Raw genomic sequence first — 21852 nt, 5'->3', positions numbered from 1 at the left:
GGTGCATTTTGCTTAGCCCACCTTACCTGTTGGTGATGCCCGGGACCTCGAACGCAGCGCACAAATCGGCAACGTCTCTTCGCACGCAGGCATGGAGATTTTCGTCATCAGGCCGCCGGAGGACGCAGTCAATGAAGCCAGCAATTTGCACCATTTCCACATCGCGCATGCCCATTGACGTCACTGCTGGCGACCCCAGGCGAATTCCGCTTGTGACCGCCGGATCCCGCGGGTCGCCAGGCACCATATTAAAGTTTGTGATGATGCCTGCCTTTGCTAGCCGCTCGGCATAGGCCTTGCCCGATAGTGGTCGATCGCGCAGATCAAGGACCAGCATGTGATTGTCCGTCCCCCCGGTAACCAGGTCATACCCTCGCTCGATCAGTGCCTGTGCAAGAGCCTTGGCATTCTTGACGGTCTGTTGGCCGTAGCTTCGGAAGGACGGGTTCGCGGCTTCGTGCAAGGCAACTGCTAGCGCAGCGATGGCATTCATATGAGGCCCGCCTTGCAGGTGAGGAAAGACCGCCCGGTCTATTCGTCTGGCGAGATTGTATTTGCTCTTTGTATGATACAGGGCCTGATAGCGATCTTCGTTCCTGGACAAAATGAAACCACCGCGGGGACCGCGGATCGATTTGTGGGAGGTGCTGCTGACCACGTCGCAATGGCGCACGGGATTCGGGTGCGCTCCCGCGGCAATCAGTCCGCTGATGTGCGCAATGTCGGCTACGAGATAGGAGTTCGCTTCCAGGGCGATTTCTGCCATTGCCGCGTAGTCAAAGACACGCGGGTAAGCAGTTCCGCCGACCCAAATGAGCCGCGGCCGTTCCCGCTTGGCTGTCTCGCGCAAGCGGTCATAGTCAATCTGCTGTGTCTTTTCATCTAGTCCATAGGGGACGCGTTGATAGTCAGTTCCGGAAAAGTTGATGGCCCAACCATGAGTCAGATGGCCCCCTTCCGGGAGGGGCAGGCCCATGACTTTGTCACCGGGGCTCAAAAGCGCACGATAGACAGCCTGGTTGGCCGGCGAGCCGGAATAAGGCTGGACGTTGGCATGCTCGCTGCCAAATAGTGTTTTCAAGCGCTCAATGGCTAGATTCTCAAGCTCATCAACGATCTCATTTCCAGCGTAGTAGCGCGCACCGGGGTACCCCTCGGCGTACTTGTTCGTGAAAATCGAGCCGTTCGCTTCCAGCACGGCCGAGGACGCAAAGTTCTCTGAGGCGATGAGCTTAAGGGTCGTCCGCTCCTGCCGCTCCTGTCTCAGAAGCAGTTCGTGAACGCGGCAATCAACCGCGGCCAATCGAGACCGTCCGTAAGTGTCGCGCGGCGCGATGGCGCCGTCGGCGGAGTTGTCCATGGTGGTTTCGCGCTCCAATTGGACTGATCTATTTCACGGTCAAGCATGCGATCCCCTTCGACGGCGCGTCTTGTGTGGCTTCGAGCCGTTGAAGGTCTCGTTTGTGATAGCCATCGCCGTGGGGCAGGAGATCAACCAACAGTTGAACCAGCCCGCCGTCCTTACCTCCTGCTTTGAGATGGTACGAGCACCACGGACGTTGTTCGTTGCAGTAAAGAAAGTCGGCTCTGGCCAGCAGCCGGACGTGTCGTACAACGTGCTCACGACGCAGACCCAGAATCTCCGCTAGCTGGCAGACAGTTAGGTCCGCATGCGCGCAAAGGCCTAGGATTCGAAGGCGATCTAGATGCGCTGCCGTCCGAAGGCGACTGACCAGTGTCAGCATTGGTCAGGACCAAGCCACTTGGAAAGCCTGGGCACTCGTCCTACTGAATTTGTCATTTCGCGTTCTCCACAGATGTTGCAGCTTTCGAACCAAATAATATGGTTGCTTGTCCACCGACCGGACAATCTCGGTGGCCGTGAAGATACTGTTTTGAGCCGATATGGCTGTGTCGAACAAACAAGATGGGCGCTCTTCTTGCCATTGCCTTTAGCCGAAATTGCACGCAGTTCGGCGGGTCGGAGAATAAGCCACGGTTCGGACCCCACTGACTCAAACGTTGCAATAAGCCTACCATTCACAGCGAACCGGAGTTGCTAAGAGTCTATGAATTTCCTTGAAGGATCTGTTGCAACGTTTGCGCAGCCCGGTCTTGCTCCCGGCTTGCAGCGGTCAATCTCGTCAGACTGACCGTGATGCAAAGATGACAAGGAAGTTCGCTTTCAATCCGATCTTCTTCCTGGCCAAGTAGTTCGTAGTCTCATAACTGTGGCCTAGACAAAAGCTGGGCTAATCAGCGAGGTATGATGTCGTTAGCGTGGTTGGGCCACCAGCAGGTCGACGCCAAGATCGACACGCGCAATTTCCCGCGCTCCGAGAATGTCGGTGACTGCGCGCTCTTCCTCGGGCGGTCTGGCTGCGCCGTCTAGAATCTGAATGCGTCTCGCGCCGACCCGTTCAGCAATGAGCTGTTCGGCTTGCCGCATTGACGGCGAAGCAAGCTCAAGTACGTTTTCGCGCATCTCACGCGCCGCCTCGCCGACTTCCGCAAAACGCTTCTCGGCGAACTGCTCCTTAAAGAGCGCAGCGAGATCATCAAATGTTTGAACTTTGGTGGGCTTGGGTTTCGAGCAAAAATATCGAGTTGCCAGTCCAGGTTTATAGGCAAGGCTGTACGCTTTGTCGTCTGGCAAGGGCCCAATATCCCCTGGTGAGACGAAAATGGACTGCCGTGCTACGGTTGCTCCATGTTTGCAATACAAGGAGCCGCATAGAAGACGTTTGACGGATAGCGCGCCTCAAGCCGAAGAAGCAGTTCATGCTGACGCGACACATCCCTGCGCATCATCGCAATCCGAAAAAATGGTATCGACAAACCGGGACAATGTCCGCTCGCAATCTCAAACGCAGTTCCTCGCTTCATCAGCTCCGGAAGCTTCTACTGGAAAAACAGCGGAACCCCTGGGAAATTGATGCGGATGTCGAAGCCAGAATGCCCCTCCTGTATGAGGTTTGGAAAGACCGGCGCGGATACAGGTGCGGCTGACGATGACCGGATGAGGCTTTCGGTGAAGGCATACCCAAATGAGAACTCCGTGTAGCCCACCTTCATTCAATTCTGCTTTCGTGCTGAAGTTTATCCGGGGCTCTTTGCCTGCAGCCGAGCAGACCATATAACAGAAAAAACTATGCATACTTGCGATAGTCTGAGCTTATCGATTCCTCGGATAGATATTTAAAGAGCTCACCCACTCTTCTGGCTGCTAGAATGGGAATGGGAAGCTTCTGATTGATCTGGGTCGAGTTCCAGTTGATTTTGGTAAGCGACAAAACCTCCTGCGCTATCTCAGCGATTCCCGGCGCAGATCGCCGATGAGTTTCGGGCTTCGCGAACAGCGCCAGAGTGCGTAGCCGATATCTTCAACCGGGGCGGCGGCTTCTCCCTCGCCAGTGCCGAGCGCGATCATATGCGTTGCGCATTCGGCCAGCGCGCCGTCAAGGCGCCCCGCTTCCGTCGCGCTGCCGTAAAGGTCCAGGAACCACGCCAGCGAATAAGACCAGTCGGCAGGCAAGTCCTGCCCATTGTGATCCCTTGCGACGACGGCCACGACGGCGTTGCGGCCTTCGGGCGTGCGGGGCTCTATCCCAAGGATCGGGTATAATTCGGGTGTCGGCTGCTGAAGGATACGCGCCGGCACGAGCGACAGTGCTTTCTCCAGCGAGGGAGGAAAATCCTCCAGTTCTTCGGCCAGTTCGGCAGCTTCTCTCCTTCGTCCCTCGCGGCGCGCTTCTGCATATTCTGCCGCAACCACGGCAACGGTGCGCTGCGCCCGTTCAGCGGTGCTGGTGGCAATCAGCTCGGCCGGAATGTCACCATCCTTGATCGCCCAGTGCGTACGGTGCTGTTCGACCTGTTGAATGCCCAGCCGGTCCGCAATTCTCAACACCGCTGACCGGTCGAGAAAGGCATGTTTCGGATCGGGCTCGAAGGTGAAGGCCAGTTCGTGTCCGCGCCGAACGATATTGCGTATGCGGCTGTGCCGGACCACGCGCGCGTGCGGGCCTCCCGCCCCGACTTCGTACATCAAAAGCGCCGGGATTTCCTCCAGCCGGCGCAATGTTTCAGGGCGCGAGGTCGATAGCCTCGGCCTCGGCGCCGCTAGATTCCTTGAACCGGTCAATGGTTGACGTGAACGGCGGCGTTTCCCACCACTCGCCGTGGCCCGAGACAAGCAAGTTAAACATGGCACACCACCGACCTCACGCCGCCTTCTCCATAGACCACTTCACCCGTTCGGCGAGAAAGGCGGCGAACGTTTTCACATTCATATTGCCGCTCGCCTCCTCCAGCCCTGCGAGGTAGGCCTTCCGGTCATCGACTCTGACGACTATCCAGGGATAACCGCCTGAAGCCAGCATCGCGTTCATGAGGAACCGCGCCATTCGTCCGTTGCCGTCCGGATAGGGGTGCACATAGCCCACAAGCCAATGCCCCAGCACGGCACGCACGGAGGCCTCCTTCTCCGCCTCCAGCAGGTCGAACAGCTCATTCATACCATCGGCCACCGCTTCGGTACGCGGCGGCACGTGCTGCGAGCCGCGCAGGTACACAGGGTGATTGCGATATCCCGCAAGCGCGCTGGCTTTGAGGATGCCGGCGGTCACTGACGGCGCGAACAGCTCCCGGTACCATTCCCGGTGAGTGTCCCGCGTCAACGCGCCGGCTGGCTTGCCGTTGATGATCGCGGCAACAGAGTCTTTGACCTTCTGGAATGCGAGGTAGTAGCCACGCGCGGCAAGCGCATCTCGGTTCTTGCGGTCCTCTTCATCAATCTCCGGATTCCAGCTCCCCTCGCGCACCCGGTCGATGAGTTCCGGGGTGACGCTGTACCCTTCTATCGACAGCGAATGGTAGGCGTCGCTTTCGTAGATATCCTCGACGAACTTCATATAGGCGTCTTTGTCGGACGGCAGTCCGGGTGCCTTCGGGAATATTTCGATGATGGCTTCGCGCTGCGATTGCCAGATCGCGCGCAGGCGGGCGACCAACGGCGGTACGCCCGCCGCAATAGTTGTCACTCCAATTTGTCCCGCGAACGGATCGGATTCGCGCACGTCATAGCCGGCGGCTTTGAAGGCGGCCACGATTTCATCGGCAAAGGAGTCGCGTCCTACGCGACGGAAGGCCCCCGCAAGCCGTCCCGCCACGGCGGAATGGCCGCCATCAAGCAGTAGGGCCAGAACGGTTGATACGTCGCGCACCGACGCCATGGCGATCTGCATCTCGATAGGGGCGCGCTGGAAGAACGCTTCCGGCACCCGGGTAAGGGCGGCCTCGACAGTGAACACGCGCTGGCCGTTTTTCTCTGTCAGTTCGGCCGGCATCTCCTTGACCTTGAGGTCATAGAGCGAAGTGCCGAACAGCAGGTCGATTTTGTTATTCGTGCCTTTGGGGGCGTTCACCACCACCTGAGGCGGAATAGTGGGCGCTTCCGCGTGCAGAAGCAGCGACTGCTCCGGTGAGAGGAACCAGTCCTTGCCGAACCGGTCATTGCAGTAAAGGGAGCAGAACTCCCAGAAGCTCGCGTACCAAGAGGTGGTGTCTTGCTGCCGTGCCTGCGGGCCGGTCGACATGAGCCAGCCTTTGATAACATCGCGCAGGAACCCGTTCTGCAGCAGCCGCTCCCGGTGGACGCGGGTCAGCTCATCTGATTTGAATATGCGCCGCCCACCCTCCTGCAGCTCTTTGAGGGCGGCCAGTGATACAGCGAGTTTTTCATGGGGCTTGGCCATGGCCGTGCCTTTGCAACTTTTTTAGAGCTGTGCGATTACAAGTATATAGTGCTGATAGGCGACAAGTCAATGATGCTGTGGAGTTGCAAGTTTTTTAGGTCGTGCGATAACAAGTTTTTTTTGCGATAATCGGCAAATGCGATCGTTTCCATAGCCGCGCGAAGGATCGTTACCCGGATGGGCCGAGACCCAGCTCCCCCGCAGGCTACGCAGGGGCTCGGGGCGAGCCTAGAGCCTGGCCCTCCGAAGCGCTTCGAAGGAGGACGCGCCTCTTTGAAAAACTCGCCCGTTGTGCATCGTGGGTACCCGTAAACGCGAATTCTCAAAGGAAAGACGCTCCTTACCTCTCCCTCCCGCCACGATCATCACGGCCGCGCCCGCGCTCACTACGCCGCGACGCCCGCGAGATCGCTGCACGCATCTGATCGGCCACCAGACCGGGTTGCAGATGAAGGATGTCCGTGACGCTGTCGTGTGTTTGCACCGTCACCGCAGTGACGGCAAGGCAGCTGCGCACGCCCATGGAGGAGAGCGTCTCGATATCGCGCGCGATTCCGGCACCCCCACTGGAGTCCGATCCGCCGACGACAAGTACATGCGATGCCTGCCTCAGCGCCCTTTCATCCGTTAGAATGAGCGTTCGAAACGCAGGATTCCGCCGACACTGCTCTTCTTGTTGGCGTTGGTCCAGTTCACGTTGGAAGCGTCCACCTTGCCGACGGCGAAGTTGCCGTAGCGGCCATAGTCGAGTTCCGCCGTAACTGTGAAATCTGGAAGAAACGCATAGGCGACGTTTGCAGCGACACCATGGTTCTTGAGCTGATCACCGGAGAGCTGAAGGTTGAACGAAGTTGTCTCGTTGAGCTTGTAAGTGGCGCCAGCCCAGAAAGCCCAGTTCCCGCCCCAACTCTTATAGAAGCCGCGACCATGAGCGTCGATGGCGTTCGTGGAGTCGTCGTTGAGCTTGCCGTTGGAACCGTAGCCGAGCATTCCGAACAGCGACAGTTCGTTGGTGACATTGATGTCGACACGGACCTTGGCGGCCACCGATTCGTAGTTGCTATCATAAGCGGCAACGCCGGTGATCGCGCCCCAGCCATGTGTGTATTTCAAGCCGCCGACTACGTGCGGTGCGTAGCTGTCGATTGTGCCGACCACGCCCGCGCCTTCTTCGAGCGAAACCACGGCCGAAAAGCCGTTCCCGGCGTCGAAGTAGTACTGAACCACATTGGTATCGAAAGCGCCGTACGGAACCGGCGTCTGGTTGAGTACGTCACCCGCGCCGCCAATAAACATGTCGAAGGCCGACCAGTCCTTACCAACTCGGAGGCCACCAAGCTGAATCCAGGCGAAAGTCAAGGTGCTGTCTCCGTTGAAGGCATAGGACCGAGAACTGTCCGAAACCGAAGTGTGGCGGTTGCCGAAGTTCATGCGGGTTTCGGTGTAGGTTTTCAACGTGCCGAGTTCGGTCTCCTGGCCGGTCCAAGTTTTCAATGTGAAGCGCGTGTTGTTTTGCCATGTGCCCTGATGCTCACCAGTCCTCACATCCGAGGTTCTTGCGTGATCAACCAATCCGACATGGCCCAAGCCGACGTCGTAACGGACATAGCCGCCGATGCGCACGCAGGTCTCAGTGCCTGAAATGTAGACGTAGCCCGAGCCGTAGACGTCGCAGACTTTAACGTACTCAGTCGGGTCAGGCTCGGCAACGGCGGTCACGGCGCGAGCGTCGGAAACGGCAATCAGTGCCGCAGTTGAGCCGAGGAGGAGGCTCCTAATGTTCATTGTTGATCTCCGTTCAAAGAGTAAAAGGAATGGACGTCAGTGATGAACTCTTGCTAAGGAAACAGTCGATAACGATGCGCATTGAGTTGAATTTGAGCAGTTTGATGCGCTCGTCACGTCAGATATTCATCAGAAATTGAGAATATGATTGGGCGTTATTGTTACAAATATGCGATTGTTATTACAAATATAATAATCGCCGAAACGACGCCATCCAACATTTCTGTACAAATCATCCCCGTCATCTCCGCTAGTTGTGGGCGGGCCGTCACAAAGGCTTCTACTGCAAATGACGTGCCATCCTGACGACGCAGCTGCGGCTTGAAGCTCAAGTGTGCCGGCGGACCTTGGTTCGCTCTTCCTTCCTTTTTGCCTTGCGGATCAACCCAAGCACGAACGGCAAACGTTTCGGCTATGGTTCGTCTGTTCGCTTCGCGACAGTTTCGTTCAAAGGCGACAGCTTTGTTTGCTGTGAGCCCCGACGTTGAGACATCATGCGGCGGCACCGCTCGGTACGACGCCGTCATTTTGGCGAGCGCGATGATCGGTAATCACGCGCAGCCTTGCCTCCACCACGGAGTCAGTAGGCGCGCCGGCCTTGGCATTGCGGCCGACCTGACGGTCGCGTCGAGCAGCCTCTCGTCCTGATAGACGGCGCGCCACAGCTAATGCTTCTTGCCAGCAATTCACACAACGAGCTCATCGAGATGCCAGAGATCACTATTGGGCTGCGCTAGCTGGCGAGCAAAGTCTGGTCCCAACGCCGTGTTATCTCGTTGGATGCGGCAGCCGCGCTCAGCAGAATCTACTCGACCAGGCGCAGGCTGAAGGGAAGGGATGGTGGAACCAAACGGTGCGCGTGAGGGTCGCGGCGGGAACAGCCATGGCCAGTCGCTGACCGTCCAGCCAAGACTGAACGGCCGCTATTGCTGAGAAATACAAGTTTCGAGCCCAAAGCGGAACGGACTGACATAGCGCAAAGACACAGGCGAGCGCAGCGGTAAGGTTGGCGGTTATCAGCATGGGACGGTAACTGTTGCAGACCACAAAATATCGCGAGGCCGGCCTGCCTTGGTACACTATCTATCCGACTGTGTCAGAGTTCTCTGGGGCGGTCGGCGCCGAGGCTTATGAGGAATGGCTCAGGAACCTGCCGGCTGACGATCCGGTGTCGCTCTATTTCCACGTTCCGTTCTGCCGATCAGCTTGCTGGTATTGTGGCTTCCCCACCACCATCACCCGCCATGATGCGCCGATCCTCAACTATCTGGCGGCCCTGCGTGACGAGATCCGTTTGGTCTCGGAGCGAGCGCCGCAGACGCTGCCCGTGAGCGACATGCATTTCGGCGGCGGAACGCCGTCTCTCATAGGACCAGCCGAGTTCCTGGCTCTGGTGGAGTTCCTGCGACGCCGCTTCGCTCTCACGAAAACAGCTACGGTTGCCGTCGAGATTGATCCGCGCACGTTCACGGCCGAGATGGCCGAGGCCTTAGGAGCAGCCGGCGTGAACCGTGTGAGTCTCGGCGTGCAGAGCTTCGATCCCATTGTTCAAAAAGCAATCAACCGGGTTCAGAGTGAGGCGCAGACGTCGGCTGCCGTGGAAATGCTGCGCCGGCATGGAGTAAGCCGCATCAACTTCGACCTCATCTTCGGTCTCCCGCATCAAACGGTGCAGTCCTGCGTCGAGACCGCGAGGGCGGCGGTCGCAATGCGCCCCGACCGGCTTGCGGTGTTCGGCTATGCGCACATCCCGTCGCTTATAAAGAATCAGCGCCTCATCGAGGAGGCAGTTCTTCCGGGCAGCGCTGCCCGCGCCGAACAGTATGCGGCCGTGGCCGCGACGCTGATTGCCGCCGGCTACCGCGAGATCGGGCTCGACCATTTCGCCTTGCCGGACGACGAGCTCGCGCTGGCACAGAAAACGGGTCGCCTGCGGCGTAACTCGCTGGGCTACTCGGCCACCACCTGCAGAACCCTGATCGGTTTCGGCGCGTCGGCTATCGGCCGCGTCGGCGAGGGGTACGTCCAAAACGAAGTTACACGGGATTCCTACATCCAGCACATCGTAGCTGGCCGTCTGGCGACGTCAAAGGGCTATCGCCTCACCGACGACGACCGCGTGCGAGCCGCAATTATCGAGCGACTAATGTGCGATCTCGAGGCCGATGTGCAGGCAATCTGTGCCGCCCACGGATCTGATCCGATCCGTCTTCTCGATTCAGCTGAACGCTTGGCGATGCTGGCCGAGGACGGGATAGTGGACTTCGAAAACGGTTTTGTCCGCGTACGGCGGGAGCATCGCTTTGTAATTCGCGCTGTCGCTGCCGCGTTCGATGCTTTTCTCGATCGGGATGGCCGTAAGCATAGCCACAGGTGAGGGCAAGCATCCAACCGGAAGCTAAACTCGACGCCCTCGGCCGAGGCCTGTCATGAAGCGCGCGTCAAGGATGCGAAAAGCAGAGCTGATCCGCCTATTTCATCTCATCTTCAATGACATCGACCTGGTGGCTGCCACCGAGGCGTTTCCATATTGATCGTGGTAGCGGCGATGCGCAGCGAGTGCCCAAAAAACAGCAGTCAGCTCCCCTTCCGGAAGATCGGAGCGGACGCCACGCAAAAAGCACCAAATCCTTGGCGCCGGCGGTCTGTGTGTTTGCGCGCTGGCGGCTTTGGTGTACTCCTGTGCCGTTTCGACGAGGCTTCCAGCCGGACCGGCAGGGGAGGAGGCTTTGGCGGCGCGGCCGGCACACGGCCCACCTCGAGGACGAGATCGACGATGTCGGGCAGATCCTCGGTCGCCTCACAAATCGGTGAGGTCGTCGGGACACCGTCTTCCACTTTTGTTGATCAGCCGCCTTCCTGGCCATGTTCCGAGACAATAAGGCGCCCGTGCGCCGCCGCCTCGATTAACCCAAGACGCGCAAGGATCTTTTGCCGGAGACAACGAGGTCACCATCCTGCGGTGCCGCGTTGCGTCACAGTCGGCATGAGATGTGCAAAGTGGACCGTCGTCAAACGTCAAACAGAGGCGTTGGTGACTGGACTGAACGACCAGAACCGGCTGCTTGCGCCCTTTCGGACTTCACAAAGTTCGAAAATGGCGTCGTTTCAGGGCATAATCGCCGCTTGTCAAAATGTTTGCGACAAGTCCGGTGAAAGCCTACCGAGTATCTTGTGCTTGGGGGGCGGTTAGTTCCGATAAACTAAGCGGCATACACATGCTAATCTATTTGATTTACGGGCCGACCTGCAGCGGCAAAACAGACGCGGCAATCCAAATTGCACGAGAGACCGGATGGCCGGTCATTGCGCTGGATCGTGTACAATGCTGTCCTCAAATCGCCACCGGCAGCGGGCGTCCCTCGGATTCCGAACTGCAATCTACCCAGCGGATCTACTTGGATTCGCGCCCGCTAACCGCGGGCATCATTGACGCCGAGACCGCCCATCGTAAGCTGATAATGCAAGTGGATGAGCGTAGTTCCCAGCCGGGGCTCATCCTCGAAGGCGGTTCGATCTCTCTTCTCAATTTAATGGCGCGAAGTCAGCATTGGGATGGCGCTTTTCGGTGGCATGTAAGGCGGTTGCGGCTCGGCAACTCGGACGCCTTTCTGGAGAGAGCCAAGCGTCGGGTCACAGACATGTTTGTCACAAGAGAAGGACAACCTTCATTGCTGCAGGAACTTGCGGATCAGTGGAAGGAAGATGCAGTCCGTCCCACTTTGGAAGACGTTGACGGATATCGTTGCGCCATTCATTTTGCGAGAGAGCACAGCTTGGCAATCAGCGAAATGCCGTGCCTTCGCAAAGAGCTCCAACAAGATCTTGTAGAGGCGATTGCGAGAGAATATCTCGAATATGCGCGTTGGCAAGAACGCGACTTTCCAGAATGGCAAACTGAGTGAGCAAGCCTCCCCGGACCTCGCCTGCGGTGCGGGCACGGTAGCTCCTGAGAATTGCGCTAAGTGGTTTGCTGAAGCAAGCTAGTGCCAGGCGACATTAGGTCCGTGTGGCAGCGGAAGGATTGCTTTCGCCACGGTGACTGCGGAGGAGGCGACATGGCTGCACTGCTCATTTCAGGCATGGGACGGAATGTACTGATGACAAAGTGCTGCGCGGTTCGTAGCGACCGCTACCGTGGCTGACTCGCGAACTACTATCCGCCAGCCCAGTCTGTGGCGTCGTCTCGGCTTTCATCGCCACCGCCTTCGCCCAGGAAACGCCCGAGGCCGCAAGCGTCGCCTTGGCAGTGCGGCACCCGGCAAGATGGGCGGTCATCGGCCCTATCTGATCGACGGGGAGCACCGTGCTTTCGTCCTGGGCGAGGTTGAGCGAGATGCCAACATGACGCTTCATCAATTGACGGCGGCACTGGCTGAACGTGGTCTCCTGCGAGCGTCGGTCGCTTCCTGCACCGCGAGGGCAAGAGCTTCAAGAAAACCGTTCTGCCGGCCGAGCAGCTCAAGCCAAAGCTGATGCGCCGGCGTGCGCAATGGATGCGCTATCAGACCCGCATTGACCCTACGCGCCTGGTCTCCCTGGATGAAACATGGGTCAAGACCAACATGGCGCCGTTGCGCGGCTGGGGTGTGCGCGGCAAGCGGCTGATGGCCCACGCACCATATGGCCATTGGAAGACGATGACCTTCATCACCGCGCTGCGGCATGATCGGGTGGAGGCGCCTTGGGTCATTGACGGACCCATCAATACGCAGGCCTTTCGCGTCTATGTCGAAACCGAACTCAACAAAACACTGAAGCCGGGCGACATCGTCATTCTCGACAATCCCGGTTCTCACGAGGGCCAAGCCGTCCGCGACATCGTCAGGGCTGCTGGCGCAAGGCGGGTCAAGCCCGCGAGAGCGGCAATTTTGTTCCGGCTATCACCCTCTCGTCGAGAACGGCGTGACGGAAGCGATAAAGTTGCGCCGGCCGGCCGCCGGTTTCCGCGGTTGTCTCACCGGTCTCCTCGACCAGCTCCTGCTGCTCGATCAGCCGGCGAAAGTTCGGCTTACGCACGAGCCTGCCGGCAAGCGCCTCCACGGTGCGCTGCAGCTGCAAAAGCGTGAAGACCGGCGGCATCAGTTCGAATACGACCGGCCGGTATTTGATCTTGGAGCGCAGCCGCGCAATGCCGGTCGCCAGGATGCGACGATGATCGGCGATCATCGATCTGCCCGACACCGAGGTGGGCGCAGCGGAATGTCCGGCGCGTATTGCTTCCTCCACCAGGGCGGCTTCGTAAAGCAGCTCATAACGTTGAAGCGCGAGTTCCTCGTTCCAATGGCGGTCGTCAAAGCCGAAGGCGATCGCCGCCCGCCGTCGTCGGTCGAGGCGTGTCGTACCGTCGTCAGTGCCATCCGCCCATTCCATCAGGCGCGGCCGCAATTCGTCCAACACGACCGCCGGTGTGCCGGAGCGGTGATCCTCCCACGGGAAATAGTCGTACCAGCTTCCCCAGTGTCGCCCGGCCGGGTCGCCAGCTTCGTCTTGGTGGGTGAGCGCCAGATAGCTGATAGAGACCACGCGGTCGTCAGCGCCAACCCTGTCGCGATCGGCGAAGGTGTAGAGCTGTTCGATATAGCCGAGCGGCTGGCCGGTCTGTTGTTCCACCCATCCCCTAAGGCCCGACTGCAGCGAACGGTGAGCAAGCTCGAACGGGCCGGAGGGCAGGGCGTTTGCCTGCGGGATGGTCAGAACGCAGGGGGCGCTGCTGTCCATGGCGACCACAACGGCGATCAAGTCCGCATTGACGTCGTTGGCCTTGCCTCCAGCTCCGCCTTTCCTAATCCCTTTTGCGCGATCGTCCATGGTCCCCGACGTCGTTGAGCAGAGCCCTGCCGCCTAGGCGGCTGAACCGATTGAATTCCGTTTTTGTCTGATAATTGTCGGCGCGTCAACACCACCCGTCGTGGCGATTTTAGCTCTTCGCAGGTGCACAAAAAGTGCCAACGCGACATCCGTGCTTGGGGAAGGAGGCCCCTTGAGTGCGCCGATTCAAAGCTCGTCGATCGACATTGCGACGTTGTTCTCGTCGGCGACAGCGCGGCATGGTTCTCCACGGCTTGGCGTCGACGCTGGGCGTGACGCTGGAGATGATGATCATGCACGGTCAGGCCTGCCCCGTGGCCTGGAGCCGGCGCAAATGGTCGTCGACCCGCCGTTCGGTTCCTTTTGAAGAAACCCGGAGCAGGCTTTCCGCAATGCCTGATAAAGCCCTTCCAGTGCGCCCGCGCCAGCATCATCGCACTCTCGCTCCAACACAACCTATGCGAGTCAGTAAATCGACTCGCCGGCACTATTGTTTCAGGGGAAATGAATCTAGTTTCAAAGGGTTCGGCCGATAGGCCGGGCACAGCTGCGGTCTTCACGGCCTTTTTGACATAAACGCGTCGCCCGATTGAAATTATCTTGACGGTAGCGCAGTGCGCCATCCATGCCAGTCGAGATGATCATGGGCAAATATCGAGACCATCGCGAGCCACGCCGGCATCGCTATGACGATGACCCCGTTTCCTTTTCGGAACGGACTTCCGAGCCAAGCTATTTTCAGCGCCCGCCGACCGTGACGGCAGATCCTGTCGATGCGGAGGTATTGTGGTTCACAGTCAGCAAGGGTTTTGGCTTCGTCAAACTGTCGGACGGCACGGAGGCCTATCTGCACGTGCGAGTGTTAGAGGCGGCCGGAAGCCGGGATGTTGCCGCGGGAACGCCTCTCAAGATCACGGTCGAAAAAAGTCCAAAAGGTCATCAGGTCGCGCAGGTGCTGGAGATCGGCGATCACCGCGCGAAAACTCCGTCACATACGCGCGTCGCTGGAGGGACCTTCGTTGAAACCGGTGCGCAGCTGGAGAGCGGGGGCACGGTCAAGTGGTACAAACCCGAAAAGGGCTTCGGCTTCATTGCTCCTGACAACGGTGAGAAGGACGTCTTCGTTCATGCCAGCGCCCTGACGCGCTCAGGGCTCAGCGTGCTGGTAGCGGGACAGAAGGTGTTTGTCGAATGCGGGCAAGGCAAGAAAGGCTGGGAAGTCCGGAGCATTCGCCTTGCCTAGACGGCGAGGCATTGCTCGCCTCGAAGGAGATGCCGGAGAGCGTCGGGCGGCCGCCCGAGCCCGCGTAGCAGAAACCGACATTGTCGAAGCGCAGCACGCCGTCGGTGACGACGAGATCCCTGGCGCCCGCCGCGTCCTCGATGTCAAGTTCGGCGTCGAGCAACTCGAACAGCCGCGTGCCGCAGGTCGAGGCGCGCGCGAACGAGTTGAATCCGAGCTGGCGCACCGGCATCTGCAGAATGGTCATGAAGGTGAGCAACAGGGCCAGCGTGCCGACGCTGATTTGACCTGCGATCACTTTCTGGCCACCGAACCAGAGCACCAGGCCCATGGCGGTCAGGAACGAGAAATTCATGGCGCTGGTGTTGCCGACACGGATGTCGACGCGCTCATTGGCGAGATCAAGGCGCGTCCTGCTCGGCGCGGTCGAACTTTTCCAGCTCGTGCGGCTGCGCGGCGAAGGCACGCACGACACGGATGCCGCCGAGATTCTCATCCATCACCCGGATCTTTAACGATCGCTGATGCCCAGATATGGGAAGGTCAGGCTTCAATGACGGGGAAGGTGAAGGATTGACTGGTCGGGTTTCCGGGCCGAGCTTGTCGGCCGCTCAATCGAAAGCGTCATTTGAGGCGCTTCTTCTCCCGCGTGTAACTGGAAGACACGCTCGTCCAGTTCCTTGTCTACTTCCGTGAGACGATGATTGAGCCGAAGGTAGTCGGTCCAGGTCGGCGTGCGGAACGTTTCTGTCCACTGCATAGGCTTCTGAAGGTTGCGCTGGAGCGTCCAGTTCCGAGCACCGACGCGGCTGTGTACATGACGCCGCTGCCGCATGAGGTCGAGGAAGGCCTCGACATTTCTCTCGGCTATCAGATATTCGATCTTGACCACGATCGGGCCGCTTCTCGGCTTCAAACTGAGAGCGACAGCTGGGGCGTCGAATTCCTCCAAAGGATCGGGCTCGGACTCACGGCGCTCGCGAAGAGGAAACAGAACGCCGGCTGCAGCGACGATCAGAAGGGCTACAGCGGAACCCTCGAGCGCCCAGGTCAGCGAATGGTTCTGGGAAACCGTGCCCCATACCCAGCTGCCGACCGCGATGCCGCCGTCTATCAATGCGTAGTAGATCGAGATTGTGCGACCCACGACCCAGCGCGGGCTCGCCAGCTGCACGCTCACGCCAACCCCCGACCAGGCGGTGACCCAACCGGCGCCGCCCAGGGCGAGTGCAATTGCCGCCACAGCGATCGAAGAGGTCAGAGCCAGGGAGAGGGAGCACGCCGCGCAGGCGAGGCAGGAGAGCCTCATCAGCCTTTCTTGCGACAAGCTCCGTCTGAACAGGCTGTTGGAGAGGCCGGCGAAGACGGCACCGGTCCCGAAGCCAGCCATGAGCGCGCCATAGGCGAGCGGACCTCCTCCCAGCTGGTCGCGGACAACCACCGGCAGCAGCGCGAGTATGGCGATGCTCGCCAAGCCAAAGAGGGTTCCGCGCGCGATCGCTGCCTTGATTTCCGATGACATCGCCGTGAAGCGCAGTCCGTCGTAGATCGCCGTCCTCATCGACTCGCGTGGAAGAGGGGACGAGCGAACCTTCCACTTGCAGCGCCAAATAGTGACCAAGGGTACGAAATAGGTGAGCGTGGTCACGGCGAATGCCGCCATGAGGCCGAATGAGGCAACCACAATGCCGCCGAGCGCCGGGCCCACAGTCCTGACAGTGTTGAAGCCAACAGAAAGCAGGGTGACGGCAGCGGGAACATCTCGTCGGTCCACGATATCGCCGACCGACGCTTGCCAGGCCGGATCATTGAGAGCACCGCCGCTTGCGATCAAAAAGCTGAAGCCAAGGATCATCCACGGACTAACAAAGCCCAGCGTCACGGACGCGGTCAGCATCGCGGACGCAATCACCATAAGGCACCGACCGGCGAACATGACCCGGCGCCGGCTGAAATTGTCGGCGAGAGCCCCGGCGAAGACGGACAAGACGAAAGCGGGCAGGTTCGATGATGCCTGCACCAGCGCAACCATCAGATCCGAAGTCGAGATCGTTGCCATCAGCCAGCTGATGGCGACGGTCTGCATCAGCCAGCCGAGACTCGAAACCTGCGTGGCGAGCCAGATCGAACGAAAGGTGGGCTGCAAAAGTGGCCCAAAGGTCGTTGGTGCAGCCAAATCTTCGTTTAATCCAGCCACCCTACTCATTTTGCGACCCTTTGCTTCCCGTTATTGTCGTTTCCCATGTAATCTAGGCTGAACCGTGGCGGCTAGAAGAATAGAGAGAAACTGTTTGCCTTGCGGCACAGTTCCTCGTGATTAAGGGTTGCGGCCGAGACGCATGCCCGAGCCGGCTCACCCCGCCTTCGAAGGCATCACTGGGTGGAGCCCGGATCTTGCTTGTCGTTTGACGCAGCATGCTTCATCAACGGGCACTTTGCCGAGCGATGCCTTTTCGCGAAACGCGACGATGTTCTTTCGTCGGAAACTCTCTCCAACGGCGTTCGATGCGCTGAGTCTGGCTTGGGGCGAGGTGAGGGCTTGCAGATCTTAGACAGGATTGATTCCTGATAAACGCAGACGGTTGCCGGGCCGCGATCGAAGAGGCGCGCGCCTTGCTGCTTCAGCTTGAACAAAAGTCTGACGCGCTCACACATGCCATCGACGACTTTCTGCTCGATCTGATGAGGCTGGCTTTCATTGTTGAATGTTATGGACACGGCTTTGAACTTTTGGCGCGAACGCTTGCCCGTAGAAGACTGGCAAAGGTCAGGCTTTTGTCGGGGCGGTGGACTCCGCCAGGGGAGAAATGACACCCAAAGCCGGATGGCTGACGCGACGGTCGCCCCGCGTTCCGCACAGTGACGAAGGTAACGGTACGGCTCTTCGGCAGATGGCGCATCCTCATGGTAGCGTCTGGCCGTTCCCTCTGATGCCTCGGCCTCCCACACCTATCCGAACAGGCCCGATCCTGGAGGGTCCTCGAAGTGGGCATGAGGGCAATAGGCCGCGTGGTTGGGGTACCAAGCGTAGGCGCGGTATTGGGCTGGAAATTGGCGACGCGCGACGAAGAAGTCCGAGATCAACTCGTGCAATGGCAATTCCTAACACCGTGGACGTGTTGGAGTAGCCTCATCCTCCTAGTCAGGAACGTCATCAAGGTTATAGGATTGATGCGCGGCGAACCCTCGGAACTCAGGATCATGTTGACATCGCTGTTCGACAGAGCCGACTTCGCGCAAGGAAGCCACATCGTTTCGGAATTGCTTATCGCATGGTCTATCGTCGGCCTAGTCAAACCCTTGGCGCGGCGAGGAAGCGGCGGTCGTCGGCGTGATGCATGACGGGAGTCGGCGGCGTCTCACCATAGGCGAAATGCAGGAACCAAAGGAAAGGACCACCTGCATGGAATTGCGAACCGCGTCCTCGGCGTCTGAGCCGCGACCCTTGCCAACGATCACTCAACCCTCGACGTAGTCAACCCAGCCTTGGACACGCGAACCGCGCTACCATCGTTGCAGAGGAGCCGTCCACCAGATGGTTGCCCTTGTAGTCCGCACGCCTTTGGTCGACATAGCGGACTGGCTCTGGCCACCGGCAAGGTTGAAGAGTGTTCCGTTGTTGCAGTCGAACTTGGCCTACGTGAACCAGATGCCTGAGCACGCGGTCGCGTTTCAGGGTTGATCTACTCGTAAAAAGGAATTGTCTTAGGCGGAAGGCCGCACTTAATACCGCTATCCTATTGGCGCCCCATCGGGTTCCCGGATTGAGCAAGTCCGGATCACTATTTTATGCCGCTGCCAGCGTTGTGTCGGCCATGTGCACGCGCGCTGCCGCTGCCAGCAGGTCGGTCTGGGTGATCAGCCCAATAATGCGTCGCTCGGTATCGACGATGACCACGGCATGGCTGCGGCCGTCGGTGAGCACCGGCAGCAGACTCATCGCCGGTGTATCGGGAGAGGCGGTGCTAGCCTTCGACATCACAGCCCTCACCGTGTCGGTCGCCTTCGTCAGCTCGCGCAGGCCAACTACACCGACCAGCCCGCCCTCGGCGTCGGTCACCGGCAGCGTCCGGATGTTGTGATCGAGCAGCAAATGCCGCGCCTGGTCGGCAGGCGCATGTTCATCGACCGAAATCACATCGCGCGACATGATGTCCTCGCACAGCAGGGTCCGGTGGGAGCGCACCATCGCCTGCAACTCGACCTGCCGTAGCAGCCGCTCAAGATCGTTGCGGTCGATATCGAAGGTTTCCTCCAGCGCGCCGAGCGCGGCATCGATATCCTCGGGCTGGAAGCCGACCCGCTCCCGCGCCGGCGGATCGATGGTTCCATGCGCGCTTTTAAGGGCGGGAGCCGCCACATGCGGATAGTTGCGCCGCGACAGTGTATGGATGCCGTAGCCGAGTGCGACCAGCACGATCGAGTTCAGCGCTACCGGAACGAAGGGAAACAGCAAGCCCGAGCTGAAGACGGCCGGTCCGCCGAACACCGCAGTTAAGGCGGCGGCGCCACCCGGCGGATGCAGGCAGCGCGTGAACGACATGGCGGCGATCGCCAGCGCCACCGCAATGCCGGTACCAAGGACGGGTTCATGCACGAAATGCGCCACGATCACCCCGACCAACGCCGAAATCGTATTGCCACCGATAATCGACCAAGGTTGCGCCAGCGGGCTTGAAGGCACGGCAAAGAGCAGCACGGCCGATGCTCCCATTGGAGCAACCAGCAGTGCGACATGTGGGCCAGACCCGTTCGCCAGCGCACTGATCACGCCAGTCAATGCGATGCCGATCATGGCCCCGATGCAGGCGAGCAGCCGCTCGCGCAGCGTTGCACCGGCAAGGATCGGAACAAAGAGACGAAACGCCATGGCATACCCTTGGGCGAGTGGTCGGAACTCCGCGCTCCGCAATGCAGGCAAAGCCACAGATTTGGAAGTTAAGCCAATTCGGAAAGTCGGCTCACGGGGGAAAACTTTTGCGCGAAGCGGCCATTGCCAAATGGGTGCAGACATTTTGATCAGCCAGAGGAGGCGGACGGCACGCTGATCCGCTCGAGCGCAGCTAGAGGCCAAGGGCTGCCGTGCCGCGGGCAGCCGGAAATGGGGATGGTCGGAGGTCGAGCTGGGATGGACACTAAGGAATTCAGAGGCTTCGAAAAGCGTGCTGACAATGTCGGCATGGCAAGACAAATCAGGCCCTTGTCGCTCCACTTCCGAGGCGAACTCCAGCGGAGTACGGCTTCTACGCGGTGCTTGGTCTGCCTGTCCTTGCCACCATCGGATTCGTTGGCTGCTGAAACGTCCACCTGTAGCCGCTGAGAAGACGACTGCCGCCAGTGCCGTCGTGGAAGCGCCATATGACGGCGGCTCGGTTACAGAGCCGGCTCGTGTCGATCGGGCGGGGGAGCCTGATGTGACGTACATGGTCCAGAAAGTGGCCAATGAAGGTGCTGGCATCGTCAACGTGATCAGGTCACGTATAGCGGTAATACAACCGCGACCACGAGCCTCTCAGGCGTTCGATGAGGCGAGAAAATCCGATCACCAGACCAAGCGCGATTCCGCCACACTGCCACACACGAAACCGATCAGGTCACGTTCCAGGCTCACCAGAAGATTGGAGCCGAGGCCACCTCGGCTGAACTCTGCCATGCCGCGGGCCGCCACCTCTTCCAGCCGCGGTAGAAAACGTGGGTCAGCAGCGCCGGCATGGGCGAGCAACTCCCAAATCGCGAGCAGCGCCATCAGCACCGCAAGCGGCCGCAGATGTCGGCCGATGAAGCGGAAGGCCGGCGGTGCGATGGAAGCGCCGCGACAGCCTATCCCGACCTGCAATCGTGATCAGGCTGATCGTGGGGTCTCCGGACGCCAGCGTTGCAGATAGTTTTCGGCAAGCGTGAGCAGGCCGTGGATCACCAATCCGCTCAGGCCGACCACGATCATGGCCGAAAAGACGAGTTCCAATTGAAAGAGCTGACGACCATAGGCCATCAGGTATCGGAGCCCTTCGAACGATGCGATGAGTTCTACCGCAACCAGGGTTTGCCAGCCGTTAGCAAGGCCTTCTCGCAGCCCTGTAAAGATCGACGGCACGGCGGAAGGCAGCACGATCATCGTGAGTTTCGACCAGCGGCTGAACGAAAGGACACGGCCAGACCCGTCTCACGACGACGCCATTGCGCTTCGCCGCCATCAGGCTGGGTAGAGGACTTGCACGTCTAAAGCTGTCGATCATGCTCGGCACACACAAAAGGGCGGCATCGCTGCCGCCCTTTTCGTAAGCTTGCGAGATTGGCTGGATTAGAAATCCATACCGCCCATGCCGCCCATGCCACCGCCGGGTATACCAGCCGGCATGCCGCCGCCAGCGGACTCCTTCTTCGGAGCCTCCGCGATCATGGCTTCGGTGGTGACCAGCAGGCCGGCGACCGAAGCCGCGTCCTGCAGAGCCGTACGCACAACTTTGACCGGATCGACGATACCCATGGCGATCATGTCGCCATATTCGCCGGTCTGGGCGTTGTAGCCGAAGGTCGCCCCCTTGTTCTCGAGGATCTTGCCGGCAACGATCGATGCTTCCGCACCGGCGTTGGCCGCGATCTGACGGGCCGGAGCCTGCAGCGCGCGACGCACGATGGCGATGCCGGCGGTCTGGTCGGAGTTGGCGCCAGTGACGGTGATGGCCAGCGAAGCGCGCAGCAGGGCGACGCCGCCGCCGGGAACGATGCCTTCTTCGACGGCCGCGCGGGTCGCGTTGAGGGCGTCATCGACGCGGTCCTTCTTTTCCTTGACTTCGATCTCGGTCGCACCGCCGACGCGGATGACGGCAACGCCGCCCGCCAGCTTGGCGAGACGTTCCTGCAGCTTCTCCTTATCGTAGTCCGAGGTGGTCTCCTCGATCTGCTGCTTGATCTGGGCGACGCGGCCCTGGATTTCTTCCTTCTTGCCGGCGCCGTCGACGATGGTGGTGTTCTCCTTCGAGATCGACACCTTCTTGGCGCGGCCGAGCATGTTCAGGCCGACATTCTCGAGCTTGATGCCGAGGTCTTCGGAAATGACCTGGCCACCGGTGAGGATGGCGATGTCTTCCAGCATGGCCTTGCGGCGATCACCAAAGCCCGGCGCCTTGACGGCGGCGATTTTCAGGCCACCGCGCAGCTTGTTGACGACCAGCGTGGCCAGGGCCTCGCCTTCGACGTCCTCGGAGATGATGACCAGCGGCTTCGAAGTCTGCACGACAGCCTCGAGGATCGGCA

The 21852-nt window shown here is 59.7% G+C and carries 16 protein-coding genes and 5 pseudogenes; 5 read left to right on the top strand and 16 right to left on the bottom strand.

What is annotated here, in order from left to right:
- Positions 1-22: 22 nt before the first annotated feature.
- The 8 genes and pseudogenes from glyA to NKH30_RS25430 all read right to left on the bottom strand — a co-directional run bounded on the left by glyA (position 23) and on the right by NKH30_RS25430 (position 8068).
- On the bottom strand, positions 23-1360 hold the full coding sequence (gene glyA / locus NKH30_RS25465) for a serine hydroxymethyltransferase (protein WP_352997445.1): 1338 nt from the start codon (positions 1358-1360) through the stop codon (positions 23-25).
- 915 nt (positions 1361-2275) lie between these two features.
- A complete protein-coding gene (locus tag NKH30_RS25460; protein WP_352997444.1) occupies positions 2276-2656 on the bottom strand; it encodes a hypothetical protein in 381 nt (126 codons plus the stop codon).
- Positions 2657-2901: 245 nt separating this feature from the next.
- A complete protein-coding gene (locus NKH30_RS25455) occupies positions 2902-3075 on the bottom strand; it encodes a hypothetical protein (RefSeq protein ID WP_352997443.1) in 174 nt (57 codons plus the stop codon).
- Between the two features lie 229 nt (positions 3076-3304).
- Positions 3305-4051 (bottom strand): hypothetical protein, encoded by a 747-nt coding sequence (locus NKH30_RS25450; protein ID WP_352997442.1) that lies wholly within the window; start codon positions 4049-4051, stop codon positions 3305-3307.
- 172 nt (positions 4052-4223) lie between these two features.
- A complete protein-coding gene (locus NKH30_RS25445) occupies positions 4224-5756 on the bottom strand; it encodes a Fic family protein (protein ID WP_352997441.1) in 1533 nt (510 codons plus the stop codon).
- 403 nt (positions 5757-6159) lie between these two features.
- Positions 6160-6369: pseudogene (locus NKH30_RS25440) on the bottom strand (bifunctional hydroxymethylpyrimidine kinase/phosphomethylpyrimidine kinase); the annotation flags it as partial.
- A 14-nt stretch (positions 6370-6383) separates the two neighbouring features.
- A complete protein-coding gene (locus tag NKH30_RS25435) occupies positions 6384-7541 on the bottom strand; it encodes a porin (RefSeq protein ID WP_352997440.1) in 1158 nt (385 codons plus the stop codon).
- A gap of 161 nt (positions 7542-7702) precedes the next feature.
- Positions 7703-8068: a hypothetical protein gene (locus tag NKH30_RS25430; protein ID WP_352997439.1), complete on the bottom strand. Its 366-nt coding sequence runs from the start codon at positions 8066-8068 to the stop codon at positions 7703-7705.
- 509 nt (positions 8069-8577) lie between these two features.
- On the opposite strand from NKH30_RS25430, the gene hemN reads away from it, so the two are divergent.
- A complete protein-coding gene (gene hemN, locus NKH30_RS25425; RefSeq protein WP_352997438.1) occupies positions 8578-9918 on the top strand; it encodes an oxygen-independent coproporphyrinogen III oxidase in 1341 nt (446 codons plus the stop codon).
- 841 nt (positions 9919-10759) lie between these two features.
- Positions 10760-11446, top strand: coding sequence for an isopentenyl transferase family protein (locus NKH30_RS25420; RefSeq protein ID WP_352474847.1), 687 nt, complete (start codon positions 10760-10762; stop codon positions 11444-11446).
- A 166-nt stretch (positions 11447-11612) separates the two neighbouring features.
- On the opposite strand, the gene NKH30_RS25415 is transcribed toward NKH30_RS25420, so the two are convergent.
- Positions 11613-11897: a hypothetical protein gene (locus tag NKH30_RS25415; RefSeq protein WP_352973285.1), complete on the bottom strand. Its 285-nt coding sequence runs from the start codon at positions 11895-11897 to the stop codon at positions 11613-11615.
- Positions 11898-12016: 119 nt separating this feature from the next.
- On the opposite strand from NKH30_RS25415, the pseudogene NKH30_RS25410 reads away from it, so the two are divergent.
- Positions 12017-12385 (top strand): annotated as a pseudogene (locus tag NKH30_RS25410) (transposase); the annotation flags it as partial.
- 4 nt (positions 12386-12389) lie between these two features.
- On the opposite strand, the gene NKH30_RS25405 reads toward NKH30_RS25410, so the two are convergent.
- Positions 12390-13352 carry an NUDIX hydrolase gene (locus NKH30_RS25405; RefSeq protein WP_352469024.1) on the bottom strand — a complete coding sequence of 321 codons (963 nt, stop codon included), beginning with the start codon at positions 13350-13352 and terminating at the stop codon, positions 12390-12392.
- 147 nt (positions 13353-13499) lie between these two features.
- Here NKH30_RS25405 and NKH30_RS25400 point away from each other — a divergent pair.
- Both NKH30_RS25400 and NKH30_RS25395 read left to right on the top strand, forming a co-directional pair.
- Positions 13500-13716: pseudogene (locus tag NKH30_RS25400) on the top strand (3-methyl-2-oxobutanoate hydroxymethyltransferase); the annotation flags it as partial.
- 261 nt (positions 13717-13977) lie between these two features.
- Positions 13978-14595, top strand: coding sequence for a cold-shock protein (locus NKH30_RS25395; RefSeq protein WP_352458545.1), 618 nt, complete (start codon positions 13978-13980; stop codon positions 14593-14595).
- On the opposite strand, the pseudogene NKH30_RS25390 reads toward NKH30_RS25395, so the two are convergent.
- From NKH30_RS25390 to groEL, 6 genes and pseudogenes are all read right to left on the bottom strand, one after another.
- Positions 14570-15113: pseudogene (locus tag NKH30_RS25390) on the bottom strand (ABC transporter transmembrane domain-containing protein); the annotation flags it as partial. The gene NKH30_RS25395 and the pseudogene NKH30_RS25390 sit on opposite strands and share 26 nt — an antisense overlap.
- A gap of 32 nt (positions 15114-15145) precedes the next feature.
- On the bottom strand, positions 15146-16801 hold the full coding sequence (locus NKH30_RS25385) for an MFS transporter (protein WP_352942977.1): 1656 nt from the start codon (positions 16799-16801) through the stop codon (positions 15146-15148).
- 1581 nt (positions 16802-18382) lie between these two features.
- Complete coding sequence (locus NKH30_RS25380) at positions 18383-19465, bottom strand: HPP family protein (protein WP_352997437.1); 1083 nt, start codon at positions 19463-19465, stop codon at positions 18383-18385.
- Between the two features lie 672 nt (positions 19466-20137).
- Positions 20138-20431, bottom strand: coding sequence for an ABC transporter permease family protein (locus NKH30_RS25375; protein WP_352921682.1), 294 nt, complete (start codon positions 20429-20431; stop codon positions 20138-20140).
- A 6-nt stretch (positions 20432-20437) separates the two neighbouring features.
- Positions 20438-20734, bottom strand: a pseudogene (locus tag NKH30_RS25370) (ABC transporter permease); the annotation flags it as partial.
- 162 nt (positions 20735-20896) lie between these two features.
- Positions 20897-21852 (bottom strand): chaperonin GroEL (gene groEL / locus NKH30_RS25365; protein WP_352997436.1); only part of this gene is annotated, 956 nt, incomplete at its 5' end.

The sequence above is a fragment of the Mesorhizobium sp. M1273 genome, assembly GCF_040318195.1.
In the GTDB taxonomy this organism is placed as follows: Bacteria; Pseudomonadota; Alphaproteobacteria; order Rhizobiales; family Rhizobiaceae; genus Mesorhizobium.
Note: the sequence above shows the minus strand (reverse complement) of the source record. Positions and strands in the feature narration are given on the sequence as shown.

Coding starts and splice junctions, on each gene's coding strand:
- glyA (WP_352997445.1), bottom strand. CDS start 1,360: ATGGACAACTCCGCCGACGGCGCCATCGCGCCGCGCGACACTTACGGA.
- NKH30_RS25455 (WP_352997443.1), bottom strand. CDS start 3,075: ATGAAGGTGGGCTACACGGAGTTCTCATTTGGGTATGCCTTCACCGAA.
- NKH30_RS25445 (WP_352997441.1), bottom strand. CDS start 5,756: ATGGCCAAGCCCCATGAAAAACTCGCTGTATCACTGGCCGCCCTCAAA.
- NKH30_RS25435 (WP_352997440.1), bottom strand. CDS start 7,541: ATGAACATTAGGAGCCTCCTCCTCGGCTCAACTGCGGCACTGATTGCC.
- NKH30_RS25430 (WP_352997439.1), bottom strand. CDS start 8,068: ATGACGGCGTCGTACCGAGCGGTGCCGCCGCATGATGTCTCAACGTCG.
- NKH30_RS25420 (WP_352474847.1), top strand. CDS start 10,760: ATGCTAATCTATTTGATTTACGGGCCGACCTGCAGCGGCAAAACAGAC.
- NKH30_RS25415 (WP_352973285.1), bottom strand. CDS start 11,897: ATGAAGCGTCATGTTGGCATCTCGCTCAACCTCGCCCAGGACGAAAGC.
- NKH30_RS25405 (WP_352469024.1), bottom strand. CDS start 13,352: ATGGACGATCGCGCAAAAGGGATTAGGAAAGGCGGAGCTGGAGGCAAG.
- NKH30_RS25395 (WP_352458545.1), top strand. CDS start 13,978: ATGCCAGTCGAGATGATCATGGGCAAATATCGAGACCATCGCGAGCCA.
- NKH30_RS25385 (WP_352942977.1), bottom strand. CDS start 16,801: ATGAGTAGGGTGGCTGGATTAAACGAAGATTTGGCTGCACCAACGACC.
- NKH30_RS25380 (WP_352997437.1), bottom strand. CDS start 19,465: ATGGCGTTTCGTCTCTTTGTTCCGATCCTTGCCGGTGCAACGCTGCGC.